The organism is Streptomyces sp. NBC_01198 (assembly GCF_036010485.1).
Taxonomy (GTDB): domain Bacteria; phylum Actinomycetota; class Actinomycetes; order Streptomycetales; family Streptomycetaceae; genus Actinacidiphila.
On the sequence record NZ_CP108568.1, the window covers coordinates 6,487,002 to 6,511,842 of the forward strand.

The window sequence follows — 24,841 nt, forward strand, 5'->3', positions numbered from 1 at the left end:
TGGGCAAAAGTGGTTGTGGTACATGACGGCGTCCCTTCCGAACCCATGCCGGCTCGCCGATTCGCCGGTTCAACGGGCGGTGACCGCTTCCACCGAGGCACGTCTGGGTCGGCAACTGGTCCACCGGTGTGGGCGCGCGCCATCCGCCCCCCGGACCGGTCCGGGGGGCGGATGGCGGTCCTCGGGTCCTTTACCGCCTGTGGCCGTCCCCGTGTCCGTCGGGATGCATAACCACCTTGGTCCAGCCCTTGTCACGGGCGTCGAAGTGCTTGTATGCGGTGGGGGCCTCGTCCAGGCTGAGCTCGTGGGAGACGACGAAGCTCGGCGATGCCTTCCCGCCGGCGATCAGGTCCCGCAGGGCCCGGTTGTACTTCTTCACCGGTGCCTGCCCGGTGCCCATGCGCTGGCCCTTGAACCACATCAGGCCGAAGTCGATCGGGATCTTGCCCTGCGCCTCCAGCTTCCCTTGGGTCTGCGCGCCGCCGGGGTCCTGGTGCATGAACACGCCCACCACGCCGATGTCGCCCGTGAACCTGACCGAGTCGATCAGTGCGTTGAGCGTCACGCTGGCGTCCTCGTGCCCTGCGGAGTCGTGTGCCTGGTAGCCGACGCACTCACAGCCGTTGTCGGCGCCCAGCCCGAGGGTCGCCTCCTTGACGACCTCCGCCGGGTCCTGCTCGGAGGTGTTGATCGGGATGGCCCCGATGTCCTCCGCCATACGCAGCCGGTCGGGCTGGTGGTCGGCCACCCAGACGCGGCCGGCGCCCTTGAGGAGGGCGGAGTAGGCCGCCATGAGCCCGACGGGGCCGGCCCCGAAGACGATGGTCTGGTCGCCCGGCTTGACGTTGGCCATCTCGGTGGCGTGGTAGCCGGTGGGGAAGATGTCGGCGAGCATCACGTAGTCGGTTTGCCGCTCGGCGGCGTCCTCGCCCAGACGCAGCGCGTTGAAGTCGCCGTATGGCACGCGGAGCAGTTCCGCCTGGCCGCCCTGGTAGGGGCCCATGTCGGCGAATCCGTAGGCGGCACCGGCGAGGGCCGGTTCCGGCTGCATGGTCAGGCAGTAGTTGGTCAGGCCCCGCTCGCACTGCTTGCAGAAGCCGCAGGCGATGTTGAAGGGCAGGACCACGTACTCCCCGACCTGGACCTTGCTGACGGCCGAGCCGACCTCCACGACCTGGCCCAGGTTCTCGTGTCCCAGGGTGCGGCCGGGCTCGAACGAGGTGCGGCCTTCGTACATGTGCAGGTCGGAACCGCAGATGTTGGTGGTGGTGATCTTGACGATGATGTCGCAGGGGTGTTCGATCTTCGCGTCCGGCACGTCCTTGACCGTGACCGTTCGCGGCTCTTCGTATACCGCTGCTTTCATGTCTGCTCCCTCAGGTGTCGCCAGAGGTGCGCGGCACCACGCGCTGTCGTGCACGGCTCAGGAGACCTGACTTCGGTAGCCGGCGCGACGGGTCCGTGTCTCCCGCATGCCTCTCCGGGCCGCGCACCGGGCTCAGGGGACGGTGTGTGATCCGCCGCCGGGCCGCTACGCGGAGCCCCGGCGCCCCGCCGACGTGCCGCCCGATACCCCCGCATTCCACACTAGACGACCATGTATCGGTCGACCAGTTATGTTTTCCGGACACGACGGGCCCTGGCAACTACGGATCTCCGGCTCAGGCCACCGGTCGGCCACCGTGCCCGTCCTGGAGTACGTGGCGACGTTCTTGTCCGCGCTCGGAGTGGGCGGCCGCGCCTGGTCGCCTCGTCGCTCCCCAAGCCCGAACCCGGGGCGCCACCCAATGTGGCGACCGAAGCGACGAACCAGGACAACGTCCAGCACTCCGCGCGCGCTGCTGGTACGCCTCGACGCGATACTCCGTGGGCATCGCGACCTGCTCAAGGGGCGCCATGCGGCGGCCTGCGTGGCAAGGGTGGATCATGGGCATGGGATCCCACCGGGGTCAGCGGTTGCGTGCCGACTTCACCGCTCTGCGCAGCGAGTCGGCCAGCGCGGCAGCGGCGGCGATCGGCAGCAGCCACCACGCGTTCAGTCCACTCGTGGCCAACCCGGCGGTGGCGCCCAGCGCCAGTAGCGTCCAGAGGGCGACCTGCCAGTCGTCGCCGACGACGAAGTCGTACCAGAACAGGCCGAAGGCCCGGAGCCGTTTCATCGGGGGAGTCCTCTTCCGTCAGGCCGGCGGACTCCATGGCGTGCGGCGGCACCGCGCAGGACGCGGGTGTATCCCAGCGCGAGCAGCGCCACGGCCGGCACCAGGACCAACAAGGCCGCGTCCGCCCCCGGCCATGTCACTTGGGCGCCCTCGGCCGACCAGAAGAGACCGAACGAGGTCAGCAGGGTGCCGACGATGAACTTCAGCGTGTTCTCCGGCACGCGGGCCAGCGGTGCCCGGATTGCGAAGCCCGCTCCGGTCACCACGACGACAGCCAGCGCCGCGCCGAGTGCGGCCAGCGGAACGTCGTGCTGGCTGCCGCCGAAGGTGATGACGATGAACGCGACTTCGAGGCCCTCCAGGGCGACACCCTTGAAGGCGAGGGTGAAGGCGTACCAGTCCTGGACCCGGCCGCGCCGCAGGGCCGGCGCCTGTTCGGCAGCGGCGACGTCCCGGGCGAAGGCGGCCGACTCGTCGCGCTGTTCCTTCCAGCCCGATGCCCGCAGGATCGCCTTGCGCAGCCACTGGAGGCCGAAGAGCAACAGCAGCGCGCCGACCACTACCCGCAGTCCACTGAGCGGGATCCGTGCGACAGTCGGGCCGAGGGCACCCACCACCGCGGCGAGGACGAGCAGCGCCGCGGCGGCCCCCTGCAGTGCGGACCGCCAGTGGCGGCCGGTGCCCGCGGCCAGAACCACGGTCAGCGCCTCCACCCCTTCCACCACACAGGCGAGGAAAACCGTCACGACCAGGGCGAACGGACTCATGCCACACTTCCCCTTCTCCGGAGCGCCTACTCGGGGAGCCGGACGATAGCCGGGACCGGCAGGCGGGCTCGCACGCACCCGCCGCACCTGTGTCTACAGCCTTGTAAACAGCGCTGATCGCAGTGTGCCACGGGACTTCGGCAATTCCCCCGGGGCCACCGGAGGTGACGCGGGCCGCGACCGTGCCGGCCGGGAGAACGGCGAGGGGGGCTGACGGCGTCGCCCATAACGCACGTGCTGGTGCGAGGGTCGGTGGTGCCGCCTGCCGCCTCATCGTCTACATTTCTGTAGACACTGATGGATGCGGCGTGTGCAGCGCCGGGAGAGCGGCGGTGCCCATGGGACAGAGTGGCTACGGTTACGACTCGGGAGCCGGTGCCGGACTGGGGACCGATCCCGGGCCGGTCGGACACCGGCAGCTTTCCGAGGCAGCGGAGGCGCAGGCGTGGAGCAAGGTCCCCGAGGTCACCGTACTGTTCTGGACGACCAAGATCCTCACCACTGGGATGGGCGAGACCACCTCCGACTTCCTGTCGAAGTCCCCAGCGGTAGGGGGCGCCCTCGGCCTGATCGGCTTCACCGGTTTCCTGTGGCTTCAGTTCCGCGCGCCCCGCTACTCGCCGTGGATCTACTGGGGGGCGATCGTGATGGTGAGCATCTTCGGCACCATGGCCGCCGACATCGTGCACGTCGTCGGCATCCCTTACGCCGTCTCCACGGTGGTGTTCGTCCTGGCGCTGGCCGGCATTCTGACCGCTTGGTACCGCAGCGAGGGCACGCTCTCCATCCACAGCATCCACACCCCGCGCCGCGAACGGTTCTACTGGGCGACCGTATTGGCCACCTTCGCCCTCGGTACGGCGGCCGGCGACCTCACCGCTACGTCCTTCCGTCTCGGCTACTTCTCCTCCGGCGTCCTCTTCGCCGCCCTGATCGCCGTGCCGGCACTGGCCCGGCTCGCCGGACTCAACGCGGTGGCCGCCTTCTGGTGGGCCTACGTACTGACCCGGCCGCTGGGCGCCTCCTTCGCGGACTGGATGGGCGTGTCCAAGGACAGGGGCGGACTCGGCTGGGGCACCGGCCCGGTCAGCCTGGTGCTGGCCGTCCTGATCGCGGCCCTCGTGGCCTGCCTCGCCGCCCAGCACCGCCGACACCGGAGGCCTGCCGTCGCCGCCGACTGACACCCCGACCGGCTCCGACTCTGCCGCGACAGTGTGTGGCACTTGTTCGGAACCGGGGCTTCTGGCCGGCGTCACGGCCGGTCAGGAGCCTGGTCGTCTTCCTGCGATATCCCGTGCGCGGACCGGGCCGAGGTCCCTCTTGCAGCGGCTGGCGCAACGCGCGTGCCGCGTCGGACTGCACCTGTCCGACATCCCCCGGGAGGCTGTTCGACCCCACCCAGGTCACGATCGGCCGCGGCTATTCCCTGCAGATCTACTACTGTTCATCCCGAGGGGTTGGGGCGGGTCAGGCCGAGGTCGTAGGCGAAAATCACGGCCTGGACGCGGTCCCTGGCGCCGATCTTCGCCAAAACCCGGCCGACGTGCGTCTTGACGGTGGATTCCGACAGCACCAGGCGTTCGGCGATCTCGCCATTGGTACAGCCTTCACCCATCACCGTCAGGATCTCCCGTTCGCGATCGGTGAGGGTCTGCCACCGCGGGTCGCGGTCGGCACCGCCGTGACGCGGGCTGACCGGCAGTCGGCCGGCGTACGTGTCGAGCAGCCGCCGGGTCAGAGCGGGTGCGATCACCGCGTCGCCTTTCGCCACGGCACGGATCCCGGACAGCAGTTCTTCCGGCCGGGCGTCCTTGAGCAGAAAGCCACTGGCGCCGGCACGCAGCGCGGCGTGGGCGTATTCGTCGACGTCGAAGGTGGTGAGGACGAGGATGCGGGAGCGTCCGCCGCCGGCGACGATGCGGCGGGTGGCCTCGATGCCGTCCATTCCGGGCATGCGCACGTCCATCAGGACGACGTCGGGTCGCAGGACGGCCGCTTGGCGGACGGCCTCCGCGCCGTGGGCCGCTTCGCCGACCACCTCCGTGTCCGGTGCGGTCTCCAGCAGCATGCGGAAACCCAGACATTGCAGTGGCTGGTCGTCCACGATGAGGACAGTGGTCACGTCGGACCGCCTGACGATTCGGGGCATCGGGTGAGGTTGAGCACGGCCTCGACGGTCCAACCTCCGCCGGGACCGGGTCCCGCTACGACGTCTCCGCCGTAGAGGGCGACGCGTTCTTTGATTCCGCCCAGCCCATGCCCTTCGGCGGGCTGAGGACCGAACCGGTCGGCACCGCCCGGCCCTCCCGTGTCCTGGACCCGTACCCGTAGCCGGGCGTCGTCGAGGCTGATGGCCACATGTGCCCAGGTGTCGGGGCCTGCGTGCTTCAGGGTGTTGGTGAGTGCTTCCTGGACGATGCGGTAGACCATCAGCTGAATGGCGGGGTCCAACGTGTCCAGGGCGCCGCTGGAGTGGTACATGACTCGGGGTCCGGCGGCCCTGATGCGTGTGTACAGGGCGTCCAGGTCCGCGATGACGGGCTGCGGGTTGAGCTGGGGAGCGTCCGTCTGCTCGCGCAGGACGCCGAGCATGCGCCGCAGTTCCCCCAGGGCCCTTCGCCCGGTGTCCCCGATGAGCAGCAGGGCTTCCCTGCCTCGTTCGGGCGTGGTCTCGACAGCGTACGCGCCGCCGTCGGCGAGTGTGATGATCACCGACAGGTTGTGGCCGATGATGTCGTGCATCTCCCGGGCCACTCGGGTGCGTTCGGCGACAGCGGCCAGTTTGCTGCGCTGGTCGCGCTCCGTCTCCAGACGCGCGGCGCGCTCGCGCAAGCCGGCCAGTTGAGCCCGGCGGATGCGTACCGCCAGTCCCAGGGCGACGGCGGCCGTCGCGGCGCTGTAGAGGAAGAACAGGGCATCCGGAGCGGACACCGCGCTCGAGTAGCGGACAGCCACCAGGCTCAGCGCTGCTGCCATCGCCGCGCACGCCCAGGGCAAATGGCGCAGGCGCCCGTGCAGCGCCAAGCTGTACAGCGCCACGAGCAGCGCGGCATCGGCACGCAGCAGTGCTCCCAGCGACCATTGGAGGAGGAATACGGCCAGGGCGATGGCGAGCGTCGCCGTCGGAGCGCGACGCCTCCACAGCAGAGGAAGGACGAGACCGGCTTGTACCGCCAGGGTTCCCACCACCGGCAGGCGGGTGATCATGTCGTGGATGCCGCGTGGGCCGTCGGGGTCCACCAGGTCGGGCACGCAGAACATCAGGAAGACCCAGCTCACCACGGCCGTGTCCAGCAGCCAGGGACGGTTGCGGTCCGTCTGGCGCATCCACGCGCCGGTCCGGGCTGCCCAGGCGACCAGCTGATGCCCCGACAGCGCGTCGGCAGGCGCGAGCCGCAGGCTGCCTGGTCCGCCGTCCAGCGGGCTGTCGTAGCTGTTCGCCGATGTCATGTCTTCCGTAGTCCAGGTCGTTGGCATGTCGCAGCGCCGGAGAGGGTCGGCGCTGCGACGGTGGTGGAGCCTCGACGGTGCCCTCAGGCGTCGCTGTGCACCAGGCGCCACGCGGCACCGGCCAGCGCGAGCACGGTCCAGCCCAGGAACACGGCAAGACCGGCCGCCGGCGCGAGGGTGGTGGCGTCGTGATGCAGGGTGAAAAGCGCCTCACCGGCGTTGCTGGGCAGGTAGGGGCTGATGTTGTCCTGCCAGGAATTGGGCAGCAGCGAGACCAGGCCGGGGATGAGCATCAGCGTGGCGACCAGCACCGAGACGCCGCCCGCCACTGACCGAAGGAGCGCGCCGAGTGCGGTGCCGATCACAGCGACCAGGCCGAGGTACAGGCCCGCTCCGAAGAGAGCCCGTACGGCTCCGGCGTGGGAAATGCTGAGGTCCGCCGGTGTGCCGGAGACGATGCTGCTGCCGAACAGAAAGGTGACGAACGCCCCGACCGTGCTGATGACCAGAGCGACCGCGCCGAAGACCGCGGCCTTGGACCACAGCACCGGCAGGCGGCGCGGTACCGCGGCCAGGGTGGAACGGATCATGCCGGTCGAGTACTCACCTGCGGTGACCAGGACGCCCAGGACGCCGAGCGCCAGCTGGGCGAAGTTGGTACCGAAGAGGGAAAGGCTGACCGCTGTGGAGTTGGCGAAGTCCGCGTCCATGTGCTCGCCGGAGTCGACGGCGGACTTGTACCGCGCGGAGGCGATCAGCCCGAAGGCGACCAGGAACAGCAGGCCCAGCCCGAGGGTGATCCACGTGGAGCGCAGGGTCCAGAGCTTTGCCCACTCCGAGCGCAGAACCCGCGGGCCGGTCACCTTGTAGAGAGGACGCGCGGGCCCGACGGATGTGGGGTCGGGGGGCTGAGTGGTGGTGACGGTGGTCATCAGGCGGCCCTCCCGGGAGTGTCGACGCTGATGGTGCCGTGGTACTCGACGGCATCCCGGGTCAGGTCCATGAAGGCCTGTTCCAGGGAAACAGCGCGGTCGCTGAGCTCGAACAGCGGGATGCCGTGCTCGGCTGCCTTGTAACCGATGGCGCGGGCGGTCATACCGATCACCTGCAGTTCCTCCGTGCCCGCCTCCCCGGTGATCTCGATGCCCGGGCCGGCCAGCACCTCGCGCAGGCGGGCCGGGTCGGCGGTCGCCACGCTCACGGTGTCGCCGCCGGCCGCTCGGACAAGATCCTTGACGGTGGTGTCGGCCAGGAGCCGTCCGCGGCCGACGACGATGAGCTGGTCGGCGACCAGTGCCATCTCACTCATCAGGTGCGAGGAGACGAAGACGGTGCGGCCTTCTCCGGCCAGCCCGGTGAGCAGGTTCCGTATCCACAGCACACCCTCGGGGTCCAGCCCGTTGACCGGCTCGTCGAGCATGACGGTGGCCGGATCACCCAGCAGCGCGGCGGCGATGCCCAGGCGCTGGCCCATGCCGAGGGAGAACGCTCCGGCGCGCTTCCTGGCCACCGGCTGCAGGCCGGTCAGCTCGATCACCTCCTCGACCCGGCGACGCGGGATGCCGTGCGAGAGCGCCAGGGCGTTGAGGTGGTGGTAGGCCGAGCGCCCTGGGTGGATCGACTTGGCCTCCAGGAGCGCGCCGACCTCTTGGAGGGGCGCGCGGTGGTCGGCGTATCGTTTGCCGTTGACCGAGACGTTGCCGCTCGTGGGTGCGTCCAGCCCGACGATCATGCGCATGGTCGTGGACTTGCCGGCGCCGTTCGGACCGAGGAACCCGGTGACGGTGCCGGGCCGGACGACGAAGGCCAACTCGTCGACCGCGGTCTTCTCCCCGTACCGCTTCGTCAGCTCACGTGCCTCGATCATCGCTCACCCTGTCGTGCCGCGGACCGGCCCGTTCTGGCCCGTCCTCCACCAGAAACGCTACGGGCCGTCACGGTCCTTGCCGTGGTACCGCGGGCTGGAATCACGGGAAGCGGGTCATACCGGGGTACTACCCGGCCTGCACCTGCGTGGCTACCTCGCCCGCCGGCCCGGCCTCGGCCCGGCGTCCAGCACCTCAATCTCGTCCGGGGGCTGGGTCTCGGCCTTCCGGGTGGATGGCAGGGCCGGGGTCGCCCGAATGGTCCACGGCAGGCCCAAGACGGCCCTGCGGCGCAGCCACCAGACGGTCACGACCATCAGGAGCACCGCGAGGACGCTGTACGCGACGCCTCGATCGCCTGGAAGTGCCAGAAGCGACTGCCCGGTTGGTAGCTGGACCATTGGGTGCAGCCGTGTCTGGTCAGCCAGGCGACGAATGCCCGGTCGGAGCTCACGCCGTCGGCGCGGGCCCGCTGGAACAGAGTCGTCAGTTCCGTGCTCTTGACGCCTTGGAGCGGGCGGTCGGCCCTGTGACCCCGCTAGAGCAAGGCGCCGCCAGTGGCATCGAGGGTCTGGCCGGTAGCCCGGCCTGCGTCATCTGATACCAGGAATGCGACCACGCCGGCGACGTCATCGGGCATCCCGACCCGAGCCAGCGGCGAGCGAGCCGCGGTGGCAGCCCGTGCCGCTTCGTCCGAGCGCAGCCACCAGGCGTTGAGGTCGGTGTCGATCGCACCAGGATTGACCGCGTTGACCGTGATGGCCCGCGGCCCGAGGTCCTTGGCGAGCGTCGCGGTGAACACGTCGATCGCCGCTTTGGTCATCGCGTAGGCGATCAGCCCGGGCTCGGAGTGACCAAGGGTATAGCTGGTGGAGATGTTGACGATGCGGCCACCGTCCCGCATCAGGCGCAGCCCAAGCTGCGTCAAGACCCGCCCTCGGCGATAACCGCCGTCCGCCCAGCCGACGCGGGCCGGCTGCAGAGTCGTTCGGGAAGCCGAGGGCGGGTCGTCGTTCGGGATAGCTTCACAAGTTGAACGATCTCTCCCCCGGGGCGGCTCGGCCCGCCGAGGAAACGCCGTGGCCGCAACAACCCGGATCCATCGCGCCATACGGGTCCGGGATGCCGGCTACGAGATTTCCCGGGTCGTTCCGTCGGCTGCGGACTGTTCGATGGCGGTGAGGAGCCGGTGGTGGCGAAGGCCGGTCTCGAAGCTGGGGTGGGGCTGCCGGCCTTCGGTGATGGCCCGGGCGACTTCCTGGTAAAGGGCCGCGACATTGGCCGGCGGGCCGGATCGCACGGCGGCGGGGGCGGTGCGATAGGTGTCGGGCACGGCCAGGGCCTCGTCGCCGAACTTGATGTCCCAGTCGCACCAGTGAATGAAGGTCCCGAGCTGGGTCGGTGTGGCGGTCAACGTTCCTTCGCTGCCTACGAGCTTGAGATGGAACCCGTTCCGGGTGGGCTCGTTGCCGCCGTGGACGGCGACGGAGGCGGTGGCGCCGTTGGCCAGCAGTCCGTGCAGCAGTACGTGGCCGGGTGTGGCGTTGGCTACGGTGCCTCCCGTCCCGGTGACCAGGACGCGGTCGTGCGTGCGGGGCAGCCGTGCGGAGACTTCCGTCAGCGGGCCGGCGACCCGTTCGAGTGCGGCCAGGAAGTGGCCTGCCATGATCGGCAGGATGTTGCTTCCCTGTGCGGGGTCGAGGCCGAACACCAGGTTCGGAGGGATTCGACTGCCGCCCCAGGGTGCGCCGTCCGCGACCAGCGCGACCGATTCGAGGCTGCCGATCCGGCCCTCGGCCAGGAGGTCGGCGGTGAAGCGGGCGCTCGGGGAGTGGTGGCCCTGGAGGACGACCGCGTGGACCACGCCCGCGGCGGTGGCGGCCTCGGCCAGCTCGTTCGCCTCGTCGGTGTCGGCGCCCAGCGGCCACTCGGACACGACGTGCTTGCCGGCGGCGAGCGCGGCTCGGATCGCGGCGGCGTGCCCGGAGGCCTTCACCGAGACGACGACCAGGTCGACGTCGGGGTGCGCGGCCAGCTCGCCGGCGTCGGCGAAGGCGTGCCGCACGCCGTGAGCGGCGGCCGCGCGACCCGCGCTGGCCTGCCGGGTGGTCGCCACCGCGGTCACCTCGAAGGCGTCAAGCGCGGCGAGTGCCGGCAGGTGCGAGCTGTCGGCCCAGCCGCCGGCTCCGACGATTCCGACTCGGATCATGTACGCCCCCTGGGTTCTGTACCTGTCGGTACTAAATTAGGGTCGTGCGGTGCTCTCGCGCAAGAGGTAACGTACCGGCAGGTACAAAATCTGGGAGAGACCACGGAGGACGGCATGCCCGGCGGACGCCCGCGCTCGTTCGACGCCGAGACCGCGCTGGACCGCGCGCTGGAGGTGTTCTGGCGGCACGGCTACGAAGGCACCTCGCTGACCGACCTGACCGCCGCGATGGACATCAACAGGCCCAGCCTCTATGCCGCCTTCGGCAACAAGGAAGAACTGTTCGGCAAGGTCCTCGCCCGCTACCTCGACGGCCCCGGCGGCTACACCACCGACGCGCTGGACGCACCCACCGGCCGCGAGGTCATCGAGCGGCTGATCCACGGGGCCGTGGACCTGACCGCGGGCGAGGGCAGGCCCCACGGTTGCTTGTGCGTCAACAGCGTGCACGCCCGCGGACCCGACGCGCACGCCGTACGCCAGGACGCGGTCGCGGTGCGCGAAACCGCCGAGGCCGCGCTGCGAGGGCGACTGGAGAAGGCCACCGATCTGCCTTCCGGCTACGAACCGGCCGCCCTGGCCGCACTCGTGCACACGATCACGGACGGTATCGCCGTCCAGGCGGCAGCCGGCCGCAGCCACGACGACCTACGACAGGTCGCCGACCTGGCACTGCGCGCCCTGCTGGACTGAAATCCCACCGACGACCGCCGCGACCGGCCCCGTCTTGTAGTTGTGGGGGCACTTCGGCCAGCCCAAGGCGGGGTGCTCGCACTCCTTGAAGAACGCGCCCATCCCATGGGGCAGTGACTTGGCGGTCACCCGATGCCGGGTTCCAGGTGCACGGCTCACCCTGCGATGTCGGGTTCGAGGCCCGTCTAGACTTCCGGGACCGACTGACGGAAGGCGGGCGCTGTGCGGAGACTGCTCTACGGCATGAATCTGTCCCTGGACGGCTATGTCGCCGCGCCCGGCGACGATCTCAGCTGGAGCGCGCCGAGCGACGAGCTGTTCCAGTGGTGGCTCGACCAGGAGCGGGCGGTCAGCTTGTTCCTCTATGGCCGCAGGCTGTGGGAGACCATGAGCGCCTACTGGCCGACCGGCGACCGGCAGCCGGGCGCCACCCCGGCGCAGATCGAGTTCGCGCGGAACTGGCGGGACACGCCGAAGGTGGTGTTCTCCTCGACGGTCGACAAGGTCGACTGGAACACCCGCCTGGTCACCGGTGACGCGGTCGCGGAGATCGCTCGGCTCAAGGCCGAGGACGGCGGGCCGATGAGGGTCGGTGGCGCAGCGCTCGCCGGGGCGGCGATGCGGGCCGGGTTGATCGACGAGTACGCGATCGTCACCCACCCGGTCCTGGTGGGCAGTGGCACACCCTTCTTCAGCGCGCTGGACGGCTGGACGAACCTGGACCTGCTGGAGGCACGGACGCTTCCCGGCGGCGTGGTCCTGGCCAGGTACGAGACGAGGCGCTGAACGCGCTGTCGGGCGGCGGGACATCGCCGACGACCAGCGACGGTCCGGCCTGACTCGGGCTGCAGGAGAAGGTGGGCCAGGTGGTGGAGCCGTTCTTCTGGACGGTCAGGCCCCAACTGTTGCCGGTCCCGTTCGGTTTGGCGACGAGGACATGGGAACTGGGGTAGCTGGCGGTGATGTTCCAGGTGGACATCACCTTCTCGGGGGCAGGCACGTTCACCGTCACGGTCCAGTTGCTCGAACCGGAGACGACGCCGAGGTTGTACCGGTCGCTCCACGACGAGCCCGCGGTCACCGCCGCGGTGCAGCTCCCGCCACCGGCTGTCGTCCCCGTGCTGGAACCGGTGGTGGGCGGCGGGGTGGTCGTCGTCGCGCTGCCGAGGCTGCCGGGACGGCCTGCAGCGCGTTGCACCAGACGGTGGCCATCTTGGTGTAGCCGCCGGCGTCGGGGCGCACGCCGTCCGCCAGATCGGCGGTGGTCAGTGCGCTGTACATCTCGACGAGGTGGACGTGCTTGCCGGCACGGGCCTTGCTCTGCACGATCCCCGGGATGGCCGCGTTGTACGTACGCACGTCGAAGGAGGCCAGCGGGATGATGGTGGCCACGAACACCTCGGCGTCCGGCGACTTTGCGGTGATGTGGTCCAGCAGGGTGGACAGCCGTGACGGGGCGCCGGAGGGGTTGGACCCGTAGATGTCGTTGGTGCCGATGTGCAGCAGGATCGTGTGCGGGTTGAACGTGCTCAGCCAGTTGACGACGTTGGCGTCGATCTGTGCGATGGTCCAGCCTCGGGTTCGAGCAACTGGACGGTGACGGCGAACATCCCGTCGCCGGAGAAGGTGCTGTCGACCTGGAACATCACCGCCAGTTACCCGAGCGCCCAGCAACTGGTCGCCAAGCCCAACGGCAACGGCAGCACGTGGGGCCTGACCATCCAGAAGAACGGCTCGACCACCTGGCCGACCTTCACGTGCGGCACAGGCTAAAGCACAGCTCCTCCCGGCGCCGCGCCGCCACTTCCGGCGCGGCGCCCGGGGCGCACGCCGAGCAGCGGGCAGCCGGAGGCGTGACCATGAGAACCGCGCCGCCAGAACTGGAGCACCGCACAGGCCAGGCACCCCCCGGCGGAACTGCTGCCCCGCGCTGCGGTCCAGGATGTGGTCGACTGATAGGAGGCGATATTCCGAGGTCAGAACCCCGATACCACGCTAGGGTCCGTGGATGCGCCTCTACCTGTCGTCCTTCCGCATGGGCGATCACCCCGACCGGTTGCTCGGGCTCCTCGGGTCGGAGCCGGGCCGGATCGCTGTCGTCGCGAATGCCATGGACGCCGCCCCGGACGAAGTCCGCCGCGCCGGAGTCGAACGCGAGACCGACGCTCTGGTCGAGCTCGGGTTCGACCCACAGGAGCTTGATCTGCGGGAGTTCTTCCACCGCCCCGCCGGCGAGGTCGAGACCGCGCTCGACGCCTTCCCGGCCGTCTGGGTCCGCGGCGGCAACGTGTTCGTGCTTCGCTACGCGATGGCCCGCAGCGGAGCGGACAGCGTCCTGTCCTCGCGGCTTCGCGAGGACACGATCGTCTACGCGGGCTACAGCGCCGGCCCCTGCGTGCTGGCTCCCAGCCTCCAGGGCCTGGAACTCTGCGACTTCGCCCAGGACGTCACGAGGACCTGGGGAGACGAACCGGTCTGGAACGGCCTGGCCATCCTCGACCACGCCTTCGTCCCGCATGTCGATTCCCCCGGCCACGTCGAGACCGAGGCCTGCGGGCGGATCGCGGAACACTACCGGGCCAATGGCACCCCGCACCGCACCTTGAGCGACGGACAAGTCCTGGTGATCGAGGGTGACACGTCGGCCATCATCTGACCGACACCTCGCCGATGAACTAGCGGACAGGTCTCGGTGTACGGGTCAGTCCGACGGTCGACCAGGCGCGGAATCGCTGGTGGCCGTCGGGGACTCCGGCGGAGCGGGCCGACGAACTCGATGTTCTGCTCCGGGACTCGGAGGTGGACCGGATCGCGGGCATGGTGGTCGGCGTCCCGACAGGCGTCGCGCCCTACGACGGCGGCGGTGAGCGCGCAGGGCTACGCGACGTGGTGCTCGATGTCCTGGCCGCGCGTGACATCCCGGTCCTCGCACAAGTGGACTTCGGTCACACCGCACCGAACCTGCTGCTGCCCGTCGGCGACGGCGCCGCCGGGATGGCAGCATCGCCTGGTGATCGCCGGCGCTGGAGAAGGGTGAAGTCGTGCTTCAGGGGGACGAAGTGGTGCGGGCACTTCTGGCGGCGGTGGCGACGCTGGAGGACCTCGTCGGCGTCGGGACCGGCTCACAGATGGCGTTGAGCACCCTGGAGGAGATCGCCTCCGAGCTCGGCGTGATGGATTCAGCGGAAGGCAGGAGCTTCGTCGAGGTGCTGGAGCGCGTCGCCGCCGCGGAGCCGGACCGTGCTGCCTGGATCCGGGGGGTCCCGCGTGCCCTGGGGCTTGAACACCTGTGATCACGAGCGCCGCGAAGGATACTGTCCGGATGGACACCGCCTCCACGGCCGCCATTTCGGCGCTCACTTCCGGCGCCGTCTCCCTGGGCCTCGTCGTCGCGGCCAATCGCCAGCAACGACGTGACGGCAGCCGGGCGCAGCGTGAGACGCAGAACATGACCTACCTCAACCCGCTCCGCTGGCACACGGCGGAGACCCACCACCGGCTGTCCCTTTACGCCGTCAGAGTCGACAGGCAGGGCTTCTACGGTCCCGCGCAGGTCATACGCGCGCCCGAGGAGATCGACGGCAAGGACGCGACCTGGTTCGCGGGTACGGGGTGCGCGCTGGTGTCCAGCGTGTGGATAACCGCGTGCCTGTTCGCCCAGATGACCCGCGCCCGCAGCGACTTACCGTTCCTCCGCCTGTCCGGCAGGGACGACACCAGGTTGTCCACCTCCATCATGAAGGTCCATGTGGCGTTCGCCGCCTGCGGTGTCTTCTACGCGACGCAGTCCAGCATCGGCACCGACGCCCTCCTCGAACCCGAAGGCCGGCTCAGAAGCTACCGGGAATTCTGCTCCATCCTCGCCGATCCGGAACGGCGTGCCTGGGCCGACCCGCTTGTCCGTTTCCACCTCGCCATCGCCAACGGCGACCGCCGCGAGGAGCTGCGGCGCGTGCTCGAGGCTCTCCGTACGCTGTCCGACTTCCTCGACAACACCCTCGCGGGTGGAGCGTCACTACGGGCCCGTTGGGACGCCGAACTCTAGGGGGCCGGCGTTCCCTGACGGTCGCCCGCCTGGGAGTGGGCATCCTGCCGGTCAGGAGCGGCCGGTGAACCAGGGGAAGCCCTGCGGATCGGCGGTGATCCGGGCGTGGACCGCCTCGTCGTCGTGGCCGTGGACGGAGTCGAGGAAGGGGAAGTCCTCGGGTTCCACGGTGATCTTGGCGAGGGGAGTCACCGGTGTCGGGCTCGCGGCCTGCGCGATGTGGACCCGGTTCTCGCCGACGGCGACCGGCGGCTGCCGCTCGAAGCCGGCGGCGGGCAGGAGATAGACCGTGCCTGCTCGCCACGGCCGGCGGTCCAGGGCCTGCCGGCTGATGGAGAGGAAGTAGGAAGGCTCGCTGAGTCGTCCGTCGGTGGAGCCGAGACGGATACAGGAGTTGACGGTCATGACCGCCGGGTGGCGGACCCGGTCCAGGATGGCGTAGTGCAGGGGCCAGATCCCGTCGGTCGCGGCGAAGACCGCGCGGCGGTTGCTGAAGTCGAGCGTGTTTCCGGGCAGTCGTGGCTCGAAGCGGGTGATGTCCGGATCACCAGAACCGTGCAGGACCACGTCGGCCCGATCGGCGGCGTGGCAGAGGAATTGCCGCTTCGGCGCGTCGAGCCGGTAGTCGACAGGGCGGTCAGGGCCGTGGCCCAGCGCCTGGGCCAGGAGTTCGTCGAAGGCCCTGACCGTCACCGGGTCCGGGCTCGGCCCGGGTCTGGGTATCCAGTACGGGGGCAGCTCCACCGGAGCAGTTTAGGGGGGACCGCCGGCCGCCCTGCCGGCGGGTCGAGACGTCGGCGCTTCATGCGTGGTGGGTCGCCTGCCCGAGCGCGGTGCGCAGCAGGGTGGGGGCCGCCGCGTCGTGTGCGGCGAGGATGGCGACGCCCGGGTTGCGGGTGGCGAACTCGTTGACCTGGCGGGTGGAGGTGTGGAGGCCCGCCGTGTCGCCGACGCCCGGGATGCGCTCTTGGGCAAGGAGGTTGACGTCGTAGGTCAGGTCGCCGACGAAGAGCAGGGGCGCGATGCCGGGCTTGCGCAGCAGCAGCGAGAGCGAGCCGGGGGTGTGGCCGGGGGTGGGAACCAGCATCAGGGAGCCGTCGCCCATGACGTCGTGCGCGGCGGTGAAGGGCGCCAGCGCCGGGTCGTCGACGGGGGTGGGGGTGACGCGGTCCCAGTGCAGTCCGGGGATGTCGATGTGCTGCTTGAGGAACCCGGCGAGGACGGCTCGGGGCTTGTCGATCTCGGCCCAGTCCTGGTCGCTGACGATGATGCGGGCGTGCGCGAGTTCGCGGAGTCCGCCGATGTGGTCCTGGTGGAGGTGGGAGAGGATCGCGACCTTGACGTCGGCGATGTCGTGGCCGAGGCGGGCGAGTTGGGCGGTGAGCGTCTGGTCGGCGGGGATCTCGAAGCGGGCGAGGCGGTTGTAGATGTGGCCGGCGAAACCGGTGGGGAAGTAGTCGGGGTCGGTGACCGAGCTGCGGTCCTGGCCGGTGTCGAACAGGACGAGACCGTCGCTGTGTTCGATGACGTAGACGTTGATCGGCTTGGGGGGCGTCCACTGGCGGGAGGTGTTCAGCCACCACAGGAAGGGGGTGCCGTTGCTCTCGGCGTGCTGCGGGCGGATCTGGACCTGGCCGGTGCTGAGGACTGAGATGGCGTTGATGGTGCCCATGGCGCTCTCCTTGAAGTGTGCTACGACATGTATGTCGCGACACATGAATAATGGCGTGGCGGCCGCTCCCGTGTCAAGCACGGGTGGGCACGACTTTCGTGGCTGCTTCGACCGGCGGTGACCACACGTCCGACCGTGCTCCGACCGGCGGGAATGATACCCCCGACGATGCTTCGACCGGCCGAGGCGGCACCGTCGAGGAGCAGGCCGGCTCCGCGGTCAGGCCGGCCCGCTCGCTGGTGCGCGGCGACCCGCCGGGCTCATTCCTTGAGCAGGATCGCGGCGACCGCTTCGGGGGCCTCGTGCATGGCGTCGTGTCCGGTGGGGAGGTCGTAGACCTGCCACGCGGGATCGGCCGCGAGCCGGGCGCGGAGCGGGGCGAAGGGGGTGCGGTCCTCCCAGCCCGCGCAGTAGACGAACTCCCGGCGGGGGATCTGGGCGGCGGCGCCGGTGAGCCGGATCGTCTGCAGGAAGGCGGCGAGGGGGTGCGGACGGCGGCGGGGGTCGCCGCCCTTGGGCGGTTCGACGGCGTAGCCGGTGGCGGCGGCGCCGGTGGCGAAGACGTTCCGGAAGTGGTCGTTCGTCGCGGACCAGCACGACTCACCGTCGTGCGGCACGTAGGCGTCGAGGTGCACCAGCCGTGAGATCCGGCCCCCGGCGCGGTCGGCGGCCGCGGCGACGACCATGCCGGCGTAGCTGTGGCCGACCAGCGTCGCGCTGGTGATGTGGTGGGTGTCGAGGTGCCGCAGTACGTCGCCGGCGTGCGTGTCGAGGTTGGCGGCGGCGACCGCCGCGTCGTCGTCATCGGGTCCCAGGCCGGTCAGGGTCAGGGCGTGAACGGTGTGACCGGCACTCTCCAGCAGCGGGACCACCGCCTCGTACGCCCAGGAACCCTTCCAAGCGCCGGGCACAAGGACGAACGTCGTCATGGCTCTTCTCCTTCTTGCTCAAGTTCTCGCTCAAGCCGCGGCATCGGGGCACGCTGCCTCGATGACATGTGGTGCGGTCGGCCGCTGGGCGCGACCGAAGACCACCGCGCTGAAGGGAAGTCTCACCGGATCATGGTGTGGCGTGGTATCGCTACGATGCCAACTGATGCCTGTTCGCCGCCAACCTCGCAGAAGGCGTACGTGAAGTGCCGCTGCCGGGATCCGGGCCGGTCAGCGTCGGGTGGCTGTGCGCAGGGCGAGCGCACCGGCCAGCGCGAGCGCGCCCGAGCCGAGCAGTGCCGCGGTGCCGCGCGAGCTGAGCATCCGGTAGGGGCCGACGGTCAGCACCGAGCGCCGCGCCTGGATGGAGAGCGCACTTCCGGTGCTCTGGACGGACCCGAGCGACACCAGGGACATCGCGGAGCCGATCGAGCCGACGGACAGCGAGGAGCCGACGGAGCCGATGGACAGCGCGCTGCCGATCGAGCCGATGGACAGCACGGACCCGACGGAGCCGATGGACAGGAAGGAGTCCTTCGACCACAGGGAGAGCGAGGAACTCCTGGCTGACCGGGAGGGGATGCGTGTCATGGGGCCATTGTGCCGCGAGCACTCGCTCTGGGCCGTTCGGGCTTTCCTGGCGGTGAGTCGGCAAACCCGGGGAAGCCCTTGGACATGATCGATGACGACGACGGCATGGCGGCGCGGAACCGGCGTCCCGCGGGCATGAGCGACGCCCTGGTGGAAGCGCTCGGCGTGCTCTCAGAGGCGCTGGAGGCGGTGGAGCGGGCGCGCGGGAGGCTCTACGACTTCCACCAGCTCACCGGTGGAGCGGATCTGCGGCTGGGCGAGGCGGCCGAGTTGCTGAGGGCCGCGGGCCACGACGCGGACGCCGAGCGAATCGAAACGGAGCTCGTCGGCCGCAACGTCCTTCCCGGCTACTGGACCTTCCAGATGGTGGAGGCCTACGACGACACCTACTACCAGCCGTTCCGGGAGCTCGAGCAGCAGGTCCGGGCGGACCTGGCGGGTGGCCGGCGCCATATCCACGAGGCGGAGATGAAGGAGTCCCGCCGTACGCACGGCCATCCCGACCACTCCGCCGACCCGCCGCGACCCGCCGTGTGACACCTCTGCACCCCTGCTGCCCGGCGGCGCGTCCTGCCGGTCCGAAGCGGGGCACAACGGCATAGTGGGCCAATATGTGCACATATAGGAGGGAACTCACCTGTGCCCACTGATCTCCTCTACTCCGATGCGACCGAACTCGCCAAGCTGATCCGTACCCGCAAGGCGTCCTCCGTCGAGGTGGTGCAGGCACACCTCGACCGCATCGAGGCCGTCAATCCGCAGCTCAACGCCATCGTCACGCTCGTGGACGGCGCGTTGGAGGCCGCGCGGGCGGCGGATGAGGTGCTCGCGGCGGGCGGGGATCTGGGGCCCCTCCACGGCGTGCCGTTCACGGCCAAGGACTCGTACGACACCGCCGGGGTGCTCACCCAGCGCGGTTCGCCGATCTTCGCGGGGCGCGTCCCGGAGACGGACGCCACCGCCGTGGCGCGCATGAAGCTGGCCGGAGCGATCCTGCTGGCGAAGACCAACCTGCCGGAGTTCTCGTACTGGATCGAGACCGACAACCTCCTGACGGGCAGGACGAACAACCCCTGGGACGTCGACCGCTCGCCCGGCGGTTCGAGCGGCGGGGAGTCCGCCGCGATCGCCACCGGGATGTCGCCGCTCGGGCTCGCGACCGACCTGTCCATCTCGGTGCGCGGGCCGGCGGCGGACACCGGTGTCGTGTCGTTCAAGCCGACGCACGGGCGTATCCCGATGACCGGGATCTGGCCCCGGGTGCCGCGCCGTGACTGGCACGCCGGCCCCATGGCCCGCAGCATCCGCGACCTCGCTCTCGCGTACGGCCTGCTGGCCGGTCCCGACGGCCGCGACGGCTACGCCACCGTCCCGCGCGACGTCGATCTGGGCCTGGGCGCCTCACCGGACCGGCCGGTGCGGGTGGGCTGGCTGGTCGACTCGGGCCTCGGACCGACCGACGCCGAGGTCGCGGCCACCGTGAAGGCGGCCGCCGACGCCCTGCGGACGGTGGGGGCCCGGGTCGACGCGGTGAACATCCCGGCTCTCGAGCAGGACAACCCCCTCGACCTCTGGAACAAGCTGAGCCTCATGGAGGTGAAGCCGGCCTTCCTGGAGGTGACCGCGGGTCATGAGGACCAGATGTTCAGCTACTCCAAGTTCGTGACCGGCCTGCCCGACACGTCGGTGGAGGACTACGTCCGGGCCCAGCAGGGCGTCGGGCGGCTCCGGGACGGGTTCGCGGAGTATTTCCGGCAGCACGACGTCCTGCTGCTCCCGGTGACGACCATCCCCGCGCACCAGCACAAGCTCGAGGAGTTCACCCTCGACGGCCAGACGGTGGGCGCCTTCCACGTGTCGTCGACGACCGTCCCGTTCAACCTGACGGGGCTGCCGGCCCTGTCGATGCGGTTCGGCACGAGCAGCGACGGCATGCCGATCGCCGTGCAGGTGGTGGCCAACTGGAACTCCGAGTCGACGATCCTGCACGTCGCCTCCCTGCTGGAGGAGCTGAGCCCGGTCTGCCACCTGCACCCCGCCATGTGACACCCCGAAGGGACAGTGCGCCGCCGGGGGCCCTCCGGGCTGACGGAACTGGCTGACGGAACTGCTGCGGGCGGCCGGTACGGTTGCGTTGGGACGACCGTGCGGCCGTGGGGGCTGTCCGGCTCGGCGGGCCGGGGAAGTGGGGCGGACTGCGGATGCGCGTGGTGACCTGGAATGTGTGGTGGCGTTTCGGGCCGTGGCAGGAGCGCACAGCCGGTGGCCCCACCTGGGACACCGCGAATCCCTTCGCTGCCCGCGCCTTCGAACCCGACGTGCGGTGCGACTACATCCACGGGGGGCCGACCGGGCCGGGCGGGCTCGGCCGGGTCCGTGCGGTGCGGCGGGCCGGCGACCAGCCGGTCGACGGGGCGTGGCCGTCCGACCATGCGGCGGTCGTCGCCGACCTCGCGTCGGATCCGGTCCCGCTGTCGTGACGCCCATGCCCGAGGGCCGTCAGCACATCGAAGTACCCCTGCCCGCGGATGGTGAGGTCTGGACCGTCGGTGCCGTGATCCTGAACCACCGGGGTGCGGCCTTCGCTCAGAAACGCAGCCCTGACCGGCGGCTGTTCCCCGGCGCGTGGGACATCGTCGGCGGACACGTCGAGCCGGGGGAGTCGCTGATGGAGGCCCTGGCCCGTGAAGTCCTGGAGGAGACCGGCTGGCGCCTGCGGCGCGTGCGCCGGCTGCTGGGCATCACGTCCTGGACCGGCGACGACGGCCGCGGGCTGCGGCACGAAGCGGACTACCTGGTCGACGTCGACGGTGACCTCGACCACCCGGCGCTGGAGTGGACGAAGCACTCCGCCTGCGACTGGTTCGGCCCCGCCGATCTGAGCCGGCTCAAGGAGAACTGCTCCCCGGGGAATTTCCTGATCCACGACCTGATCGCCGAGGTCCTCAGGGGGCCGGCGGTCTAGGCCGGGCGGACGCCCGCGGCGAGGAGTCACCGGGTGACGCGCCGCCACCTGTGGGTCGTGTCCTCGATGTCAGGATATGTCGGCCTGATGCGACACTACGCTCGTGATGAGCCTGGAGATCATCGTCGTCCTGCTGGCCGCCGTGCTGCTGCTGACGTGGCTCGCCCGGACGTTGAAGATGACGGAACCGGTCGTCCTGCTCCTGGGGGGCGTCCTGCTGGGGCTCATCCCGCAGTTCCGGGGGATCCATCTGCCCGCAGAGCTGGTGCTGCTGATCTTCCTGCCGCCCCTTCTCTACGTGGAGTCGCTGTCGATCTCCCTGCGGCAGATCGTGCAGAATCTCCGGGTCATCGTCATCCTGTCGGTCGGTCTCGTGCTGGTGACCGCGTTCACGGTCGCCGCCGTCGCCCACGCGTTCGGGATGGCCTGGCCGGTGGCGTTCGTGCTGGGCGGGGTGCTCGCTCCCACGGACGCCACGGCGGTGAACGGCGTGTCGCGTGGACTGCCCCGCAGGGCGCTGACGACCCTGAAGGCCGAGAGCCTGATCAACGACGGCACGGCGCTGGTCATCTACGCCCTCGCCGTCGACACCGCCGCCTCGTCCGGGGAGTTCGACTGGGGCTACGCCGTGGGGCGCTTCTTCGGCAGTTACGCCGGGGGCATCGCCATCGGCGCGGCGGTCGGGTGGCTGGTGATCCTGCTGCGGCGCCGGGTCCGCGACACCGAGATCGAGCGCGGGCTGAGCGTCTTCACGCCCTTCGCCGCCTACCTGCCCGCCGAGGCGGCCGACGTGTCCGGGGTCCTCGCGGTCGTGGTGGCCGGGCTGATGGTCAGCTGGGCGAGCCCGCTGCTGATCAGTGCCAGGAGCCGCGTTCCCACGATGGCCTTCTGGCGCGTGACCACCTTCCTGCTCAACGGGATCCTCTTCGTCCTGGTCGGTGTGCAACTCCCGGACGCCGTCGGAGGGCTGAAGTCCTTCCGGGCGGGGGAGGCGGTCGCGCTGATGGCGGCGGTGAGCGCGACGGTGATCCTCACGCGGATCCTGTACGTCAACGCGTCGCCGTACGCGATCCGGCTGCTGGACCGGCGCCCTCAGCAACGAAGAAGGCGCATGACCTTCCGGCAGCGCATCCCCGGCTCGTGGGGAGGTGTCCGTGGCGCCATCTCGCTCGCGGCGGCCCTCGCGGTTCCGCTCCACACGCACAGCGGCGCCCGGTTCCCTGACCGGGACGTCATCGTCTTCGTGACCGCGGGGGTCATCGCCGTCACGCTCGTGGTGCAGGGCCAGACCATGCCATGGGCGATCCGCCTCGCCCGCTTTCCCGTCGACGCCGACGAAGGCGAGGAAGAGGTCCTCGCCCGCCGCAGTATCGATCAGCGGGCGCTGTCCGACCTCCCCGCCCACGCGGCGCGGCTCGACTCCCCCCGGGAGCTCACCGAGCAGTTGGCGGGCGAGCTGAAGGACCACTCGCGGAATCTGCGGCGCGGCGGCTTCTTCGCCACCTACCGGGTGGAGTACCACCTGCGCCGAGCCCTTCTCGACAGCAAACGTGTCGCCCTGGTGGAGCTGCGGAACGCCCGGGAGATCGACGACGAGGTGCTGCGCCGGGTGCAGGAGACCCTCGACGGTGAGGAGACCCGGCTGGAGCTGGCCAAGAGGGCCGCCCACATCAGCGACGCCGCCTACCGGCGGGCCCATGAGGCTCCCGCGACCGGCGAGTCCCCCCACCCGGCCGATCCGGAGGGGTGAGCCGGGCCGGCCGCCGGGTCGGATGCGGGACCTCCACGGAAGTGGGAGGGTGACGAGGGGCGGGAGTTTCTGTCTGCTGCGCGCGTCCACCGCAGGGGTTCCGGGGGTTACCCGCCGGGACGGGATCGAGGAACCGATGACCGCCGACGCCATGCCCTACCCTCCCGGGGAGACGGCCCTGCTGCTCGTCGACCCGTACAACGACTTCCTTTCCGACGGGGGGAAGATGTGGCCGCGGGCCAGGGAAGTCGCAGAAGGCGTCCACCTGCTCGACCATATGCGCGCCGCCCTGGCCGCCGCGCGTGGCCAGGGCTGCCACGTCTTCATCGTGCCGCACCACCAGTGGGCCCAGTGCGACTATCTGAGCTGGGAGTATCTGTCCCCGACGCAGCAGAACGCCATGAGGGACCAGACGTTCGCGCAGGGCAGTTGGGGAGCAGAATGGCACCCGGACTTCCAGCCGCGAGAGGGCGAGATCGTCATTCGCCAGCACTGGTCGTCGAGCGGCTTCGCCAACACCGACCTGGATCTGATGCTCAAGCAGCACCGGGTCCGCAGAATCGTGCTCATCGGGATGAAGGCGAATACGTGCGTGGACACCACCGCGCGTTTCGGGCAGGAACTGGGATATCACGTGACGCTCCTGAGCGACGCCATCGGTGCCTTCACCTGGGAGGAGATGGCGGCGACCTTCGACATCAACGCGCCGCAGTACGCCCACGCGGTCCTCACCACCGAGGAGTTCGTCACTCTGCTGGAAGCGCCGCCACCGGGGCCGGCGTCCCCCTGACGGGGCGGGCGGCGAGCAGCGGGCCTGCTGCGGGCCCCTGATGGGTGCCCCCTGTCAGGGGGAATTCCGGCGGCGCCGCGAGGGGGTCCGCCGCTGGCCCCGCGCGGGGAATCTACGGTCGGCTGATGAGCAACGACGCGCAGTTCCAGGTGCACGAGGTGTCACCGTCGTACTGGCAGGTGACCTTCGCCAACGGGGAGATCAACCTCTACGACGTCGACAGCGTGGAGCAGCTGGCCGACCTGCTGACGCGGATCGAGCAGGCACCTGATCTCACCGTGGTGGTGTTCCGGAGTGCCAACCCCGACTTCTTCATGGCGCACTGGGACATGCTCTCCGACCAGGACCGGGTGGCCGCCATGCAGCCGGGTCCCACCGGACTGCACCCTTACGCCGACAACCTGGTCCGCCTGAGCCGGGTGCCCGCGGTGACGGTCGCGTCGATCGACGGGCGCGCCCGGGGCGCGGGCAGCGAGTTCGTGCTCGCCACCGACATCAGGTTCGCCGGTCCCGGGGCGGTGCTCGGGCAGTTCGAGGTGGCCACCGGGTCCATCCCCGGGGGCAACCCGATGGGGCGGCTGGCCCGGCTGGTGGGCCGCGGGCGCGCCATGGAGATCCTGCTCGGGGCCGACGACTTCCCGGCCGAGCTGGCTGCCGCCTACGGGTACGTCAACCGGGTCCTGCGGGCCGGCGAGCTCGACGGCTTCGTGGACGCCTTCGCCCGCCGGATCGCGGGCTTCGACAAGGTGGCGGTGGCCGGCGTGAAGGCCCTGGTCGACGCCGGGGCGGCCATTCCCGACGAGGAGGCGGCGGCCAGCCTGGCGAGCTTCTTCCGCACCTCCGGCCGCCCGGAGAACGCCGACCGGGTGCGCCGCCTGTTCGACCGCGGCCTGCAGCGGCCGGACGGCGCGGAACTCGACCTCGGCCGGCAGGTCGCCGAGCAGTCCTGAGCATGC

Annotated in this window: 28 protein-coding genes and 2 pseudogenes; 15 read left to right on the forward strand and 15 right to left on the reverse strand. The window is 70.2% G+C overall.

Annotated features, from left to right (window positions below; all coding sequences use genetic code 11):
• Positions 1 to 190: 190 nt before the first annotated feature.
• The 3 genes from OG702_RS28835 to OG702_RS28845 all read right to left on the reverse strand — a co-directional run bounded on the left by OG702_RS28835 (position 191) and on the right by OG702_RS28845 (position 2,926).
• Positions 191 to 1,366 (reverse strand): glutathione-independent formaldehyde dehydrogenase, encoded by a 1,176-nt coding sequence (locus OG702_RS28835; protein ID WP_327291863.1) that lies wholly within the window; start codon positions 1,364 to 1,366, stop codon positions 191 to 193.
• A 583-nt stretch (positions 1,367 to 1,949) separates the two neighbouring features.
• Positions 1,950 to 2,159, reverse strand: coding sequence for a hypothetical protein (locus OG702_RS28840; protein ID WP_327291864.1), 210 nt, complete (start codon positions 2,157 to 2,159; stop codon positions 1,950 to 1,952).
• Entirely contained in the window at positions 2,156 to 2,926 is a 771-nt protein-coding gene (locus OG702_RS28845) for a hypothetical protein (protein ID WP_327291865.1), read from the reverse strand. The genes OG702_RS28840 and OG702_RS28845 overlap by 4 nt, the downstream gene beginning before the upstream one ends.
• Positions 2,927 to 3,264: 338 nt before the next feature.
• Between OG702_RS28845 and OG702_RS28850 the strand changes: the two genes are divergently transcribed.
• Positions 3,265 to 4,107: a COG4705 family protein gene (locus tag OG702_RS28850; protein WP_442814743.1), complete on the forward strand. Its 843-nt coding sequence runs from the start codon at positions 3,265 to 3,267 to the stop codon at positions 4,105 to 4,107.
• 263 nt (positions 4,108 to 4,370) lie between these two features.
• On the opposite strand, the gene OG702_RS28855 is transcribed toward OG702_RS28850, so the two are convergent.
• The 6 genes from OG702_RS28855 to OG702_RS28880 all read right to left on the reverse strand — a co-directional run bounded on the left by OG702_RS28855 (position 4,371) and on the right by OG702_RS28880 (position 10,450).
• A complete protein-coding gene (locus OG702_RS28855; RefSeq protein WP_327291867.1) occupies positions 4,371 to 5,048 on the reverse strand; it encodes a response regulator transcription factor in 678 nt (225 codons plus the stop codon).
• Positions 5,045 to 6,376, reverse strand: coding sequence for a sensor histidine kinase (locus OG702_RS28860; RefSeq protein ID WP_327291868.1), 1,332 nt, complete (start codon positions 6,374 to 6,376; stop codon positions 5,045 to 5,047). The genes OG702_RS28855 and OG702_RS28860 overlap by 4 nt, the downstream gene beginning before the upstream one ends.
• 83 nt (positions 6,377 to 6,459) lie before the next feature.
• Positions 6,460 to 7,308, reverse strand: coding sequence for an ABC transporter permease (locus OG702_RS28865; protein ID WP_327291869.1), 849 nt, complete (start codon positions 7,306 to 7,308; stop codon positions 6,460 to 6,462).
• Positions 7,308 to 8,243, reverse strand: a complete 936-nt coding sequence (locus OG702_RS28870) for an ATP-binding cassette domain-containing protein (protein ID WP_327291870.1) — start codon at positions 8,241 to 8,243, stop codon at positions 7,308 to 7,310. Before OG702_RS28870 ends, OG702_RS28865 begins: the two co-directional genes overlap by 1 nt.
• A gap of 536 nt (positions 8,244 to 8,779) precedes the next feature.
• Complete coding sequence (locus tag OG702_RS28875) at positions 8,780 to 9,169, reverse strand: SDR family NAD(P)-dependent oxidoreductase (RefSeq protein WP_327291871.1); 390 nt, start codon at positions 9,167 to 9,169, stop codon at positions 8,780 to 8,782.
• Positions 9,170 to 9,370: 201 nt separating this feature from the next.
• Positions 9,371 to 10,450, reverse strand: coding sequence for a Gfo/Idh/MocA family protein (locus tag OG702_RS28880; RefSeq protein WP_327291872.1), 1,080 nt, complete (start codon positions 10,448 to 10,450; stop codon positions 9,371 to 9,373).
• A 114-nt stretch (positions 10,451 to 10,564) separates the two neighbouring features.
• Between OG702_RS28880 and OG702_RS28885 the strand changes: the two genes are divergently transcribed.
• Both OG702_RS28885 and OG702_RS28890 read left to right on the forward strand, forming a co-directional pair.
• Positions 10,565 to 11,143: a TetR/AcrR family transcriptional regulator gene (locus OG702_RS28885; protein WP_327291873.1), complete on the forward strand. Its 579-nt coding sequence runs from the start codon at positions 10,565 to 10,567 to the stop codon at positions 11,141 to 11,143.
• Positions 11,144 to 11,365: 222 nt separating this feature from the next.
• The gene (locus OG702_RS28890; protein WP_327291874.1) at positions 11,366 to 11,929 is read left to right on the forward strand and encodes a dihydrofolate reductase family protein; all 564 of its coding nucleotides are present in this window, start codon (positions 11,366 to 11,368) and stop codon (positions 11,927 to 11,929) included.
• A gap of 52 nt (positions 11,930 to 11,981) precedes the next feature.
• Here OG702_RS28890 and OG702_RS28895 read toward each other — a convergent pair.
• Together OG702_RS28895 and OG702_RS28900 are read right to left on the reverse strand one after the other, a co-directional pair.
• Positions 11,982 to 12,254 (reverse strand): annotated as a pseudogene (locus OG702_RS28895) (glycoside hydrolase family 11 protein); the annotation flags it as partial.
• Complete coding sequence (locus OG702_RS28900) at positions 12,221 to 12,814, reverse strand: SGNH/GDSL hydrolase family protein (RefSeq protein WP_327293417.1); 594 nt, start codon at positions 12,812 to 12,814, stop codon at positions 12,221 to 12,223. The gene OG702_RS28900 and the pseudogene OG702_RS28895, both read right to left, overlap by 34 nt.
• Here OG702_RS28900 and OG702_RS28905 point away from each other — a divergent pair.
• The 5 genes and pseudogenes from OG702_RS28905 to OG702_RS28925 all read left to right on the forward strand — a co-directional run.
• Positions 12,719 to 12,916, forward strand: a pseudogene (locus OG702_RS28905) (glycoside hydrolase family 11 protein); the annotation flags it as partial. The gene OG702_RS28900 and the pseudogene OG702_RS28905 overlap by 96 nt on opposite strands.
• Positions 12,917 to 13,151: 235 nt before the next feature.
• Positions 13,152 to 13,799 carry a Type 1 glutamine amidotransferase-like domain-containing protein gene (locus OG702_RS28910; protein WP_327291875.1) on the forward strand — a complete coding sequence of 216 codons (648 nt, stop codon included), beginning with the start codon at positions 13,152 to 13,154 and terminating at the stop codon, positions 13,797 to 13,799.
• Positions 13,800 to 13,924: 125 nt separating this feature from the next.
• Complete coding sequence (locus OG702_RS28915; RefSeq protein ID WP_442814744.1) at positions 13,925 to 14,281, forward strand: hypothetical protein; 357 nt, start codon at positions 13,925 to 13,927, stop codon at positions 14,279 to 14,281.
• The gene (locus OG702_RS28920; protein ID WP_327293498.1) at positions 14,185 to 14,436 is read left to right on the forward strand and encodes a hypothetical protein; all 252 of its coding nucleotides are present in this window, start codon (positions 14,185 to 14,187) and stop codon (positions 14,434 to 14,436) included. Before OG702_RS28915 ends, OG702_RS28920 begins: the two co-directional genes overlap by 97 nt.
• Before the next feature lie 29 nt (positions 14,437 to 14,465).
• Positions 14,466 to 15,188, forward strand: coding sequence for a hypothetical protein (locus OG702_RS28925; protein ID WP_327291876.1), 723 nt, complete (start codon positions 14,466 to 14,468; stop codon positions 15,186 to 15,188).
• Between the two features lie 51 nt (positions 15,189 to 15,239).
• Here the strand turns inward: OG702_RS28925 and OG702_RS28930 are convergent, their stop codons facing one another.
• From OG702_RS28930 to OG702_RS28945, 4 genes are all read right to left on the reverse strand, one after another.
• Complete coding sequence (locus OG702_RS28930; RefSeq protein ID WP_327291877.1) at positions 15,240 to 15,932, reverse strand: hypothetical protein; 693 nt, start codon at positions 15,930 to 15,932, stop codon at positions 15,240 to 15,242.
• A gap of 58 nt (positions 15,933 to 15,990) precedes the next feature.
• A complete protein-coding gene (locus OG702_RS28935; RefSeq protein ID WP_327291878.1) occupies positions 15,991 to 16,860 on the reverse strand; it encodes an MBL fold metallo-hydrolase in 870 nt (289 codons plus the stop codon).
• 260 nt (positions 16,861 to 17,120) lie between these two features.
• On the reverse strand, positions 17,121 to 17,789 hold the full coding sequence (locus OG702_RS28940; protein ID WP_327291879.1) for an alpha/beta fold hydrolase: 669 nt from the start codon (positions 17,787 to 17,789) through the stop codon (positions 17,121 to 17,123).
• A 231-nt stretch (positions 17,790 to 18,020) separates the two neighbouring features.
• A complete protein-coding gene (locus tag OG702_RS28945) occupies positions 18,021 to 18,380 on the reverse strand; it encodes a hypothetical protein (protein ID WP_327291880.1) in 360 nt (119 codons plus the stop codon).
• Positions 18,381 to 18,464: 84 nt separating this feature from the next.
• Between OG702_RS28945 and OG702_RS28950 the strand changes: the two genes are divergently transcribed.
• The 7 genes from OG702_RS28950 to OG702_RS28980 all read left to right on the forward strand — a co-directional run bounded on the left by OG702_RS28950 (position 18,465) and on the right by OG702_RS28980 (position 24,835).
• Positions 18,465 to 18,917, forward strand: a complete 453-nt coding sequence (locus OG702_RS28950; protein WP_327291881.1) for a hypothetical protein — start codon at positions 18,465 to 18,467, stop codon at positions 18,915 to 18,917.
• Positions 18,918 to 19,019: 102 nt separating this feature from the next.
• Complete coding sequence (locus OG702_RS28955) at positions 19,020 to 20,426, forward strand: amidase (protein ID WP_327291882.1); 1,407 nt, start codon at positions 19,020 to 19,022, stop codon at positions 20,424 to 20,426.
• A 107-nt stretch (positions 20,427 to 20,533) separates the two neighbouring features.
• Positions 20,534 to 20,860 (forward strand): hypothetical protein, encoded by a 327-nt coding sequence (locus tag OG702_RS35570; RefSeq protein WP_442814574.1) that lies wholly within the window; start codon positions 20,534 to 20,536, stop codon positions 20,858 to 20,860.
• Between the two features lie 5 nt (positions 20,861 to 20,865).
• On the forward strand, positions 20,866 to 21,345 hold the full coding sequence (locus tag OG702_RS28965) for an NUDIX hydrolase (RefSeq protein WP_327291883.1): 480 nt from the start codon (positions 20,866 to 20,868) through the stop codon (positions 21,343 to 21,345).
• A 106-nt stretch (positions 21,346 to 21,451) separates the two neighbouring features.
• On the forward strand, positions 21,452 to 23,095 hold the full coding sequence (locus tag OG702_RS28970) for a Na+/H+ antiporter (protein WP_327291884.1): 1,644 nt from the start codon (positions 21,452 to 21,454) through the stop codon (positions 23,093 to 23,095).
• Between the two features lie 136 nt (positions 23,096 to 23,231).
• On the forward strand, positions 23,232 to 23,885 hold the full coding sequence (locus OG702_RS28975) for a cysteine hydrolase family protein (protein WP_327291885.1): 654 nt from the start codon (positions 23,232 to 23,234) through the stop codon (positions 23,883 to 23,885).
• A gap of 125 nt (positions 23,886 to 24,010) precedes the next feature.
• Positions 24,011 to 24,835 (forward strand): enoyl-CoA hydratase/isomerase family protein, encoded by an 825-nt coding sequence (locus OG702_RS28980; protein ID WP_327291886.1) that lies wholly within the window; start codon positions 24,011 to 24,013, stop codon positions 24,833 to 24,835.
• Positions 24,836 to 24,841 lie beyond the last annotated feature (6 nt).

Coding starts and splice junctions, on each gene's coding strand:
- OG702_RS28860 (WP_327291868.1), bottom strand. CDS start 6,376: ATGACATCGGCGAACAGCTACGACAGCCCGCTGGACGGCGGACCAGGC.
- OG702_RS28980 (WP_327291886.1), top strand. CDS start 24,011: ATGAGCAACGACGCGCAGTTCCAGGTGCACGAGGTGTCACCGTCGTAC.
- OG702_RS28945 (WP_327291880.1), bottom strand. CDS start 18,380: ATGACACGCATCCCCTCCCGGTCAGCCAGGAGTTCCTCGCTCTCCCTG.
- OG702_RS28850 (WP_442814743.1), top strand. CDS start 3,265: ATGGGACAGAGTGGCTACGGTTACGACTCGGGAGCCGGTGCCGGACTG.
- OG702_RS28840 (WP_327291864.1), bottom strand. CDS start 2,159: ATGAAACGGCTCCGGGCCTTCGGCCTGTTCTGGTACGACTTCGTCGTC.
- OG702_RS28870 (WP_327291870.1), bottom strand. CDS start 8,243: ATGATCGAGGCACGTGAGCTGACGAAGCGGTACGGGGAGAAGACCGCG.
- OG702_RS28885 (WP_327291873.1), top strand. CDS start 10,565: ATGCCCGGCGGACGCCCGCGCTCGTTCGACGCCGAGACCGCGCTGGAC.
- OG702_RS28950 (WP_327291881.1), top strand. CDS start 18,465: ATGATCGATGACGACGACGGCATGGCGGCGCGGAACCGGCGTCCCGCG.
- OG702_RS28975 (WP_327291885.1), top strand. CDS start 23,232: ATGACCGCCGACGCCATGCCCTACCCTCCCGGGGAGACGGCCCTGCTG.
- OG702_RS28965 (WP_327291883.1), top strand. CDS start 20,866: ATGCCCGAGGGCCGTCAGCACATCGAAGTACCCCTGCCCGCGGATGGT.
- OG702_RS28880 (WP_327291872.1), bottom strand. CDS start 10,450: ATGATCCGAGTCGGAATCGTCGGAGCCGGCGGCTGGGCCGACAGCTCG.
- OG702_RS28835 (WP_327291863.1), bottom strand. CDS start 1,366: ATGAAAGCAGCGGTATACGAAGAGCCGCGAACGGTCACGGTCAAGGAC.
- OG702_RS28940 (WP_327291879.1), bottom strand. CDS start 17,789: ATGACGACGTTCGTCCTTGTGCCCGGCGCTTGGAAGGGTTCCTGGGCG.
- OG702_RS28865 (WP_327291869.1), bottom strand. CDS start 7,308: ATGACCACCGTCACCACCACTCAGCCCCCCGACCCCACATCCGTCGGG.
- OG702_RS28910 (WP_327291875.1), top strand. CDS start 13,152: ATGCGCCTCTACCTGTCGTCCTTCCGCATGGGCGATCACCCCGACCGG.
- OG702_RS28845 (WP_327291865.1), bottom strand. CDS start 2,926: ATGAGTCCGTTCGCCCTGGTCGTGACGGTTTTCCTCGCCTGTGTGGTG.
- OG702_RS28925 (WP_327291876.1), top strand. CDS start 14,466: ATGGACACCGCCTCCACGGCCGCCATTTCGGCGCTCACTTCCGGCGCC.
- OG702_RS28935 (WP_327291878.1), bottom strand. CDS start 16,860: ATGGGCACCATCAACGCCATCTCAGTCCTCAGCACCGGCCAGGTCCAG.
- OG702_RS28970 (WP_327291884.1), top strand. CDS start 21,452: ATGAGCCTGGAGATCATCGTCGTCCTGCTGGCCGCCGTGCTGCTGCTG.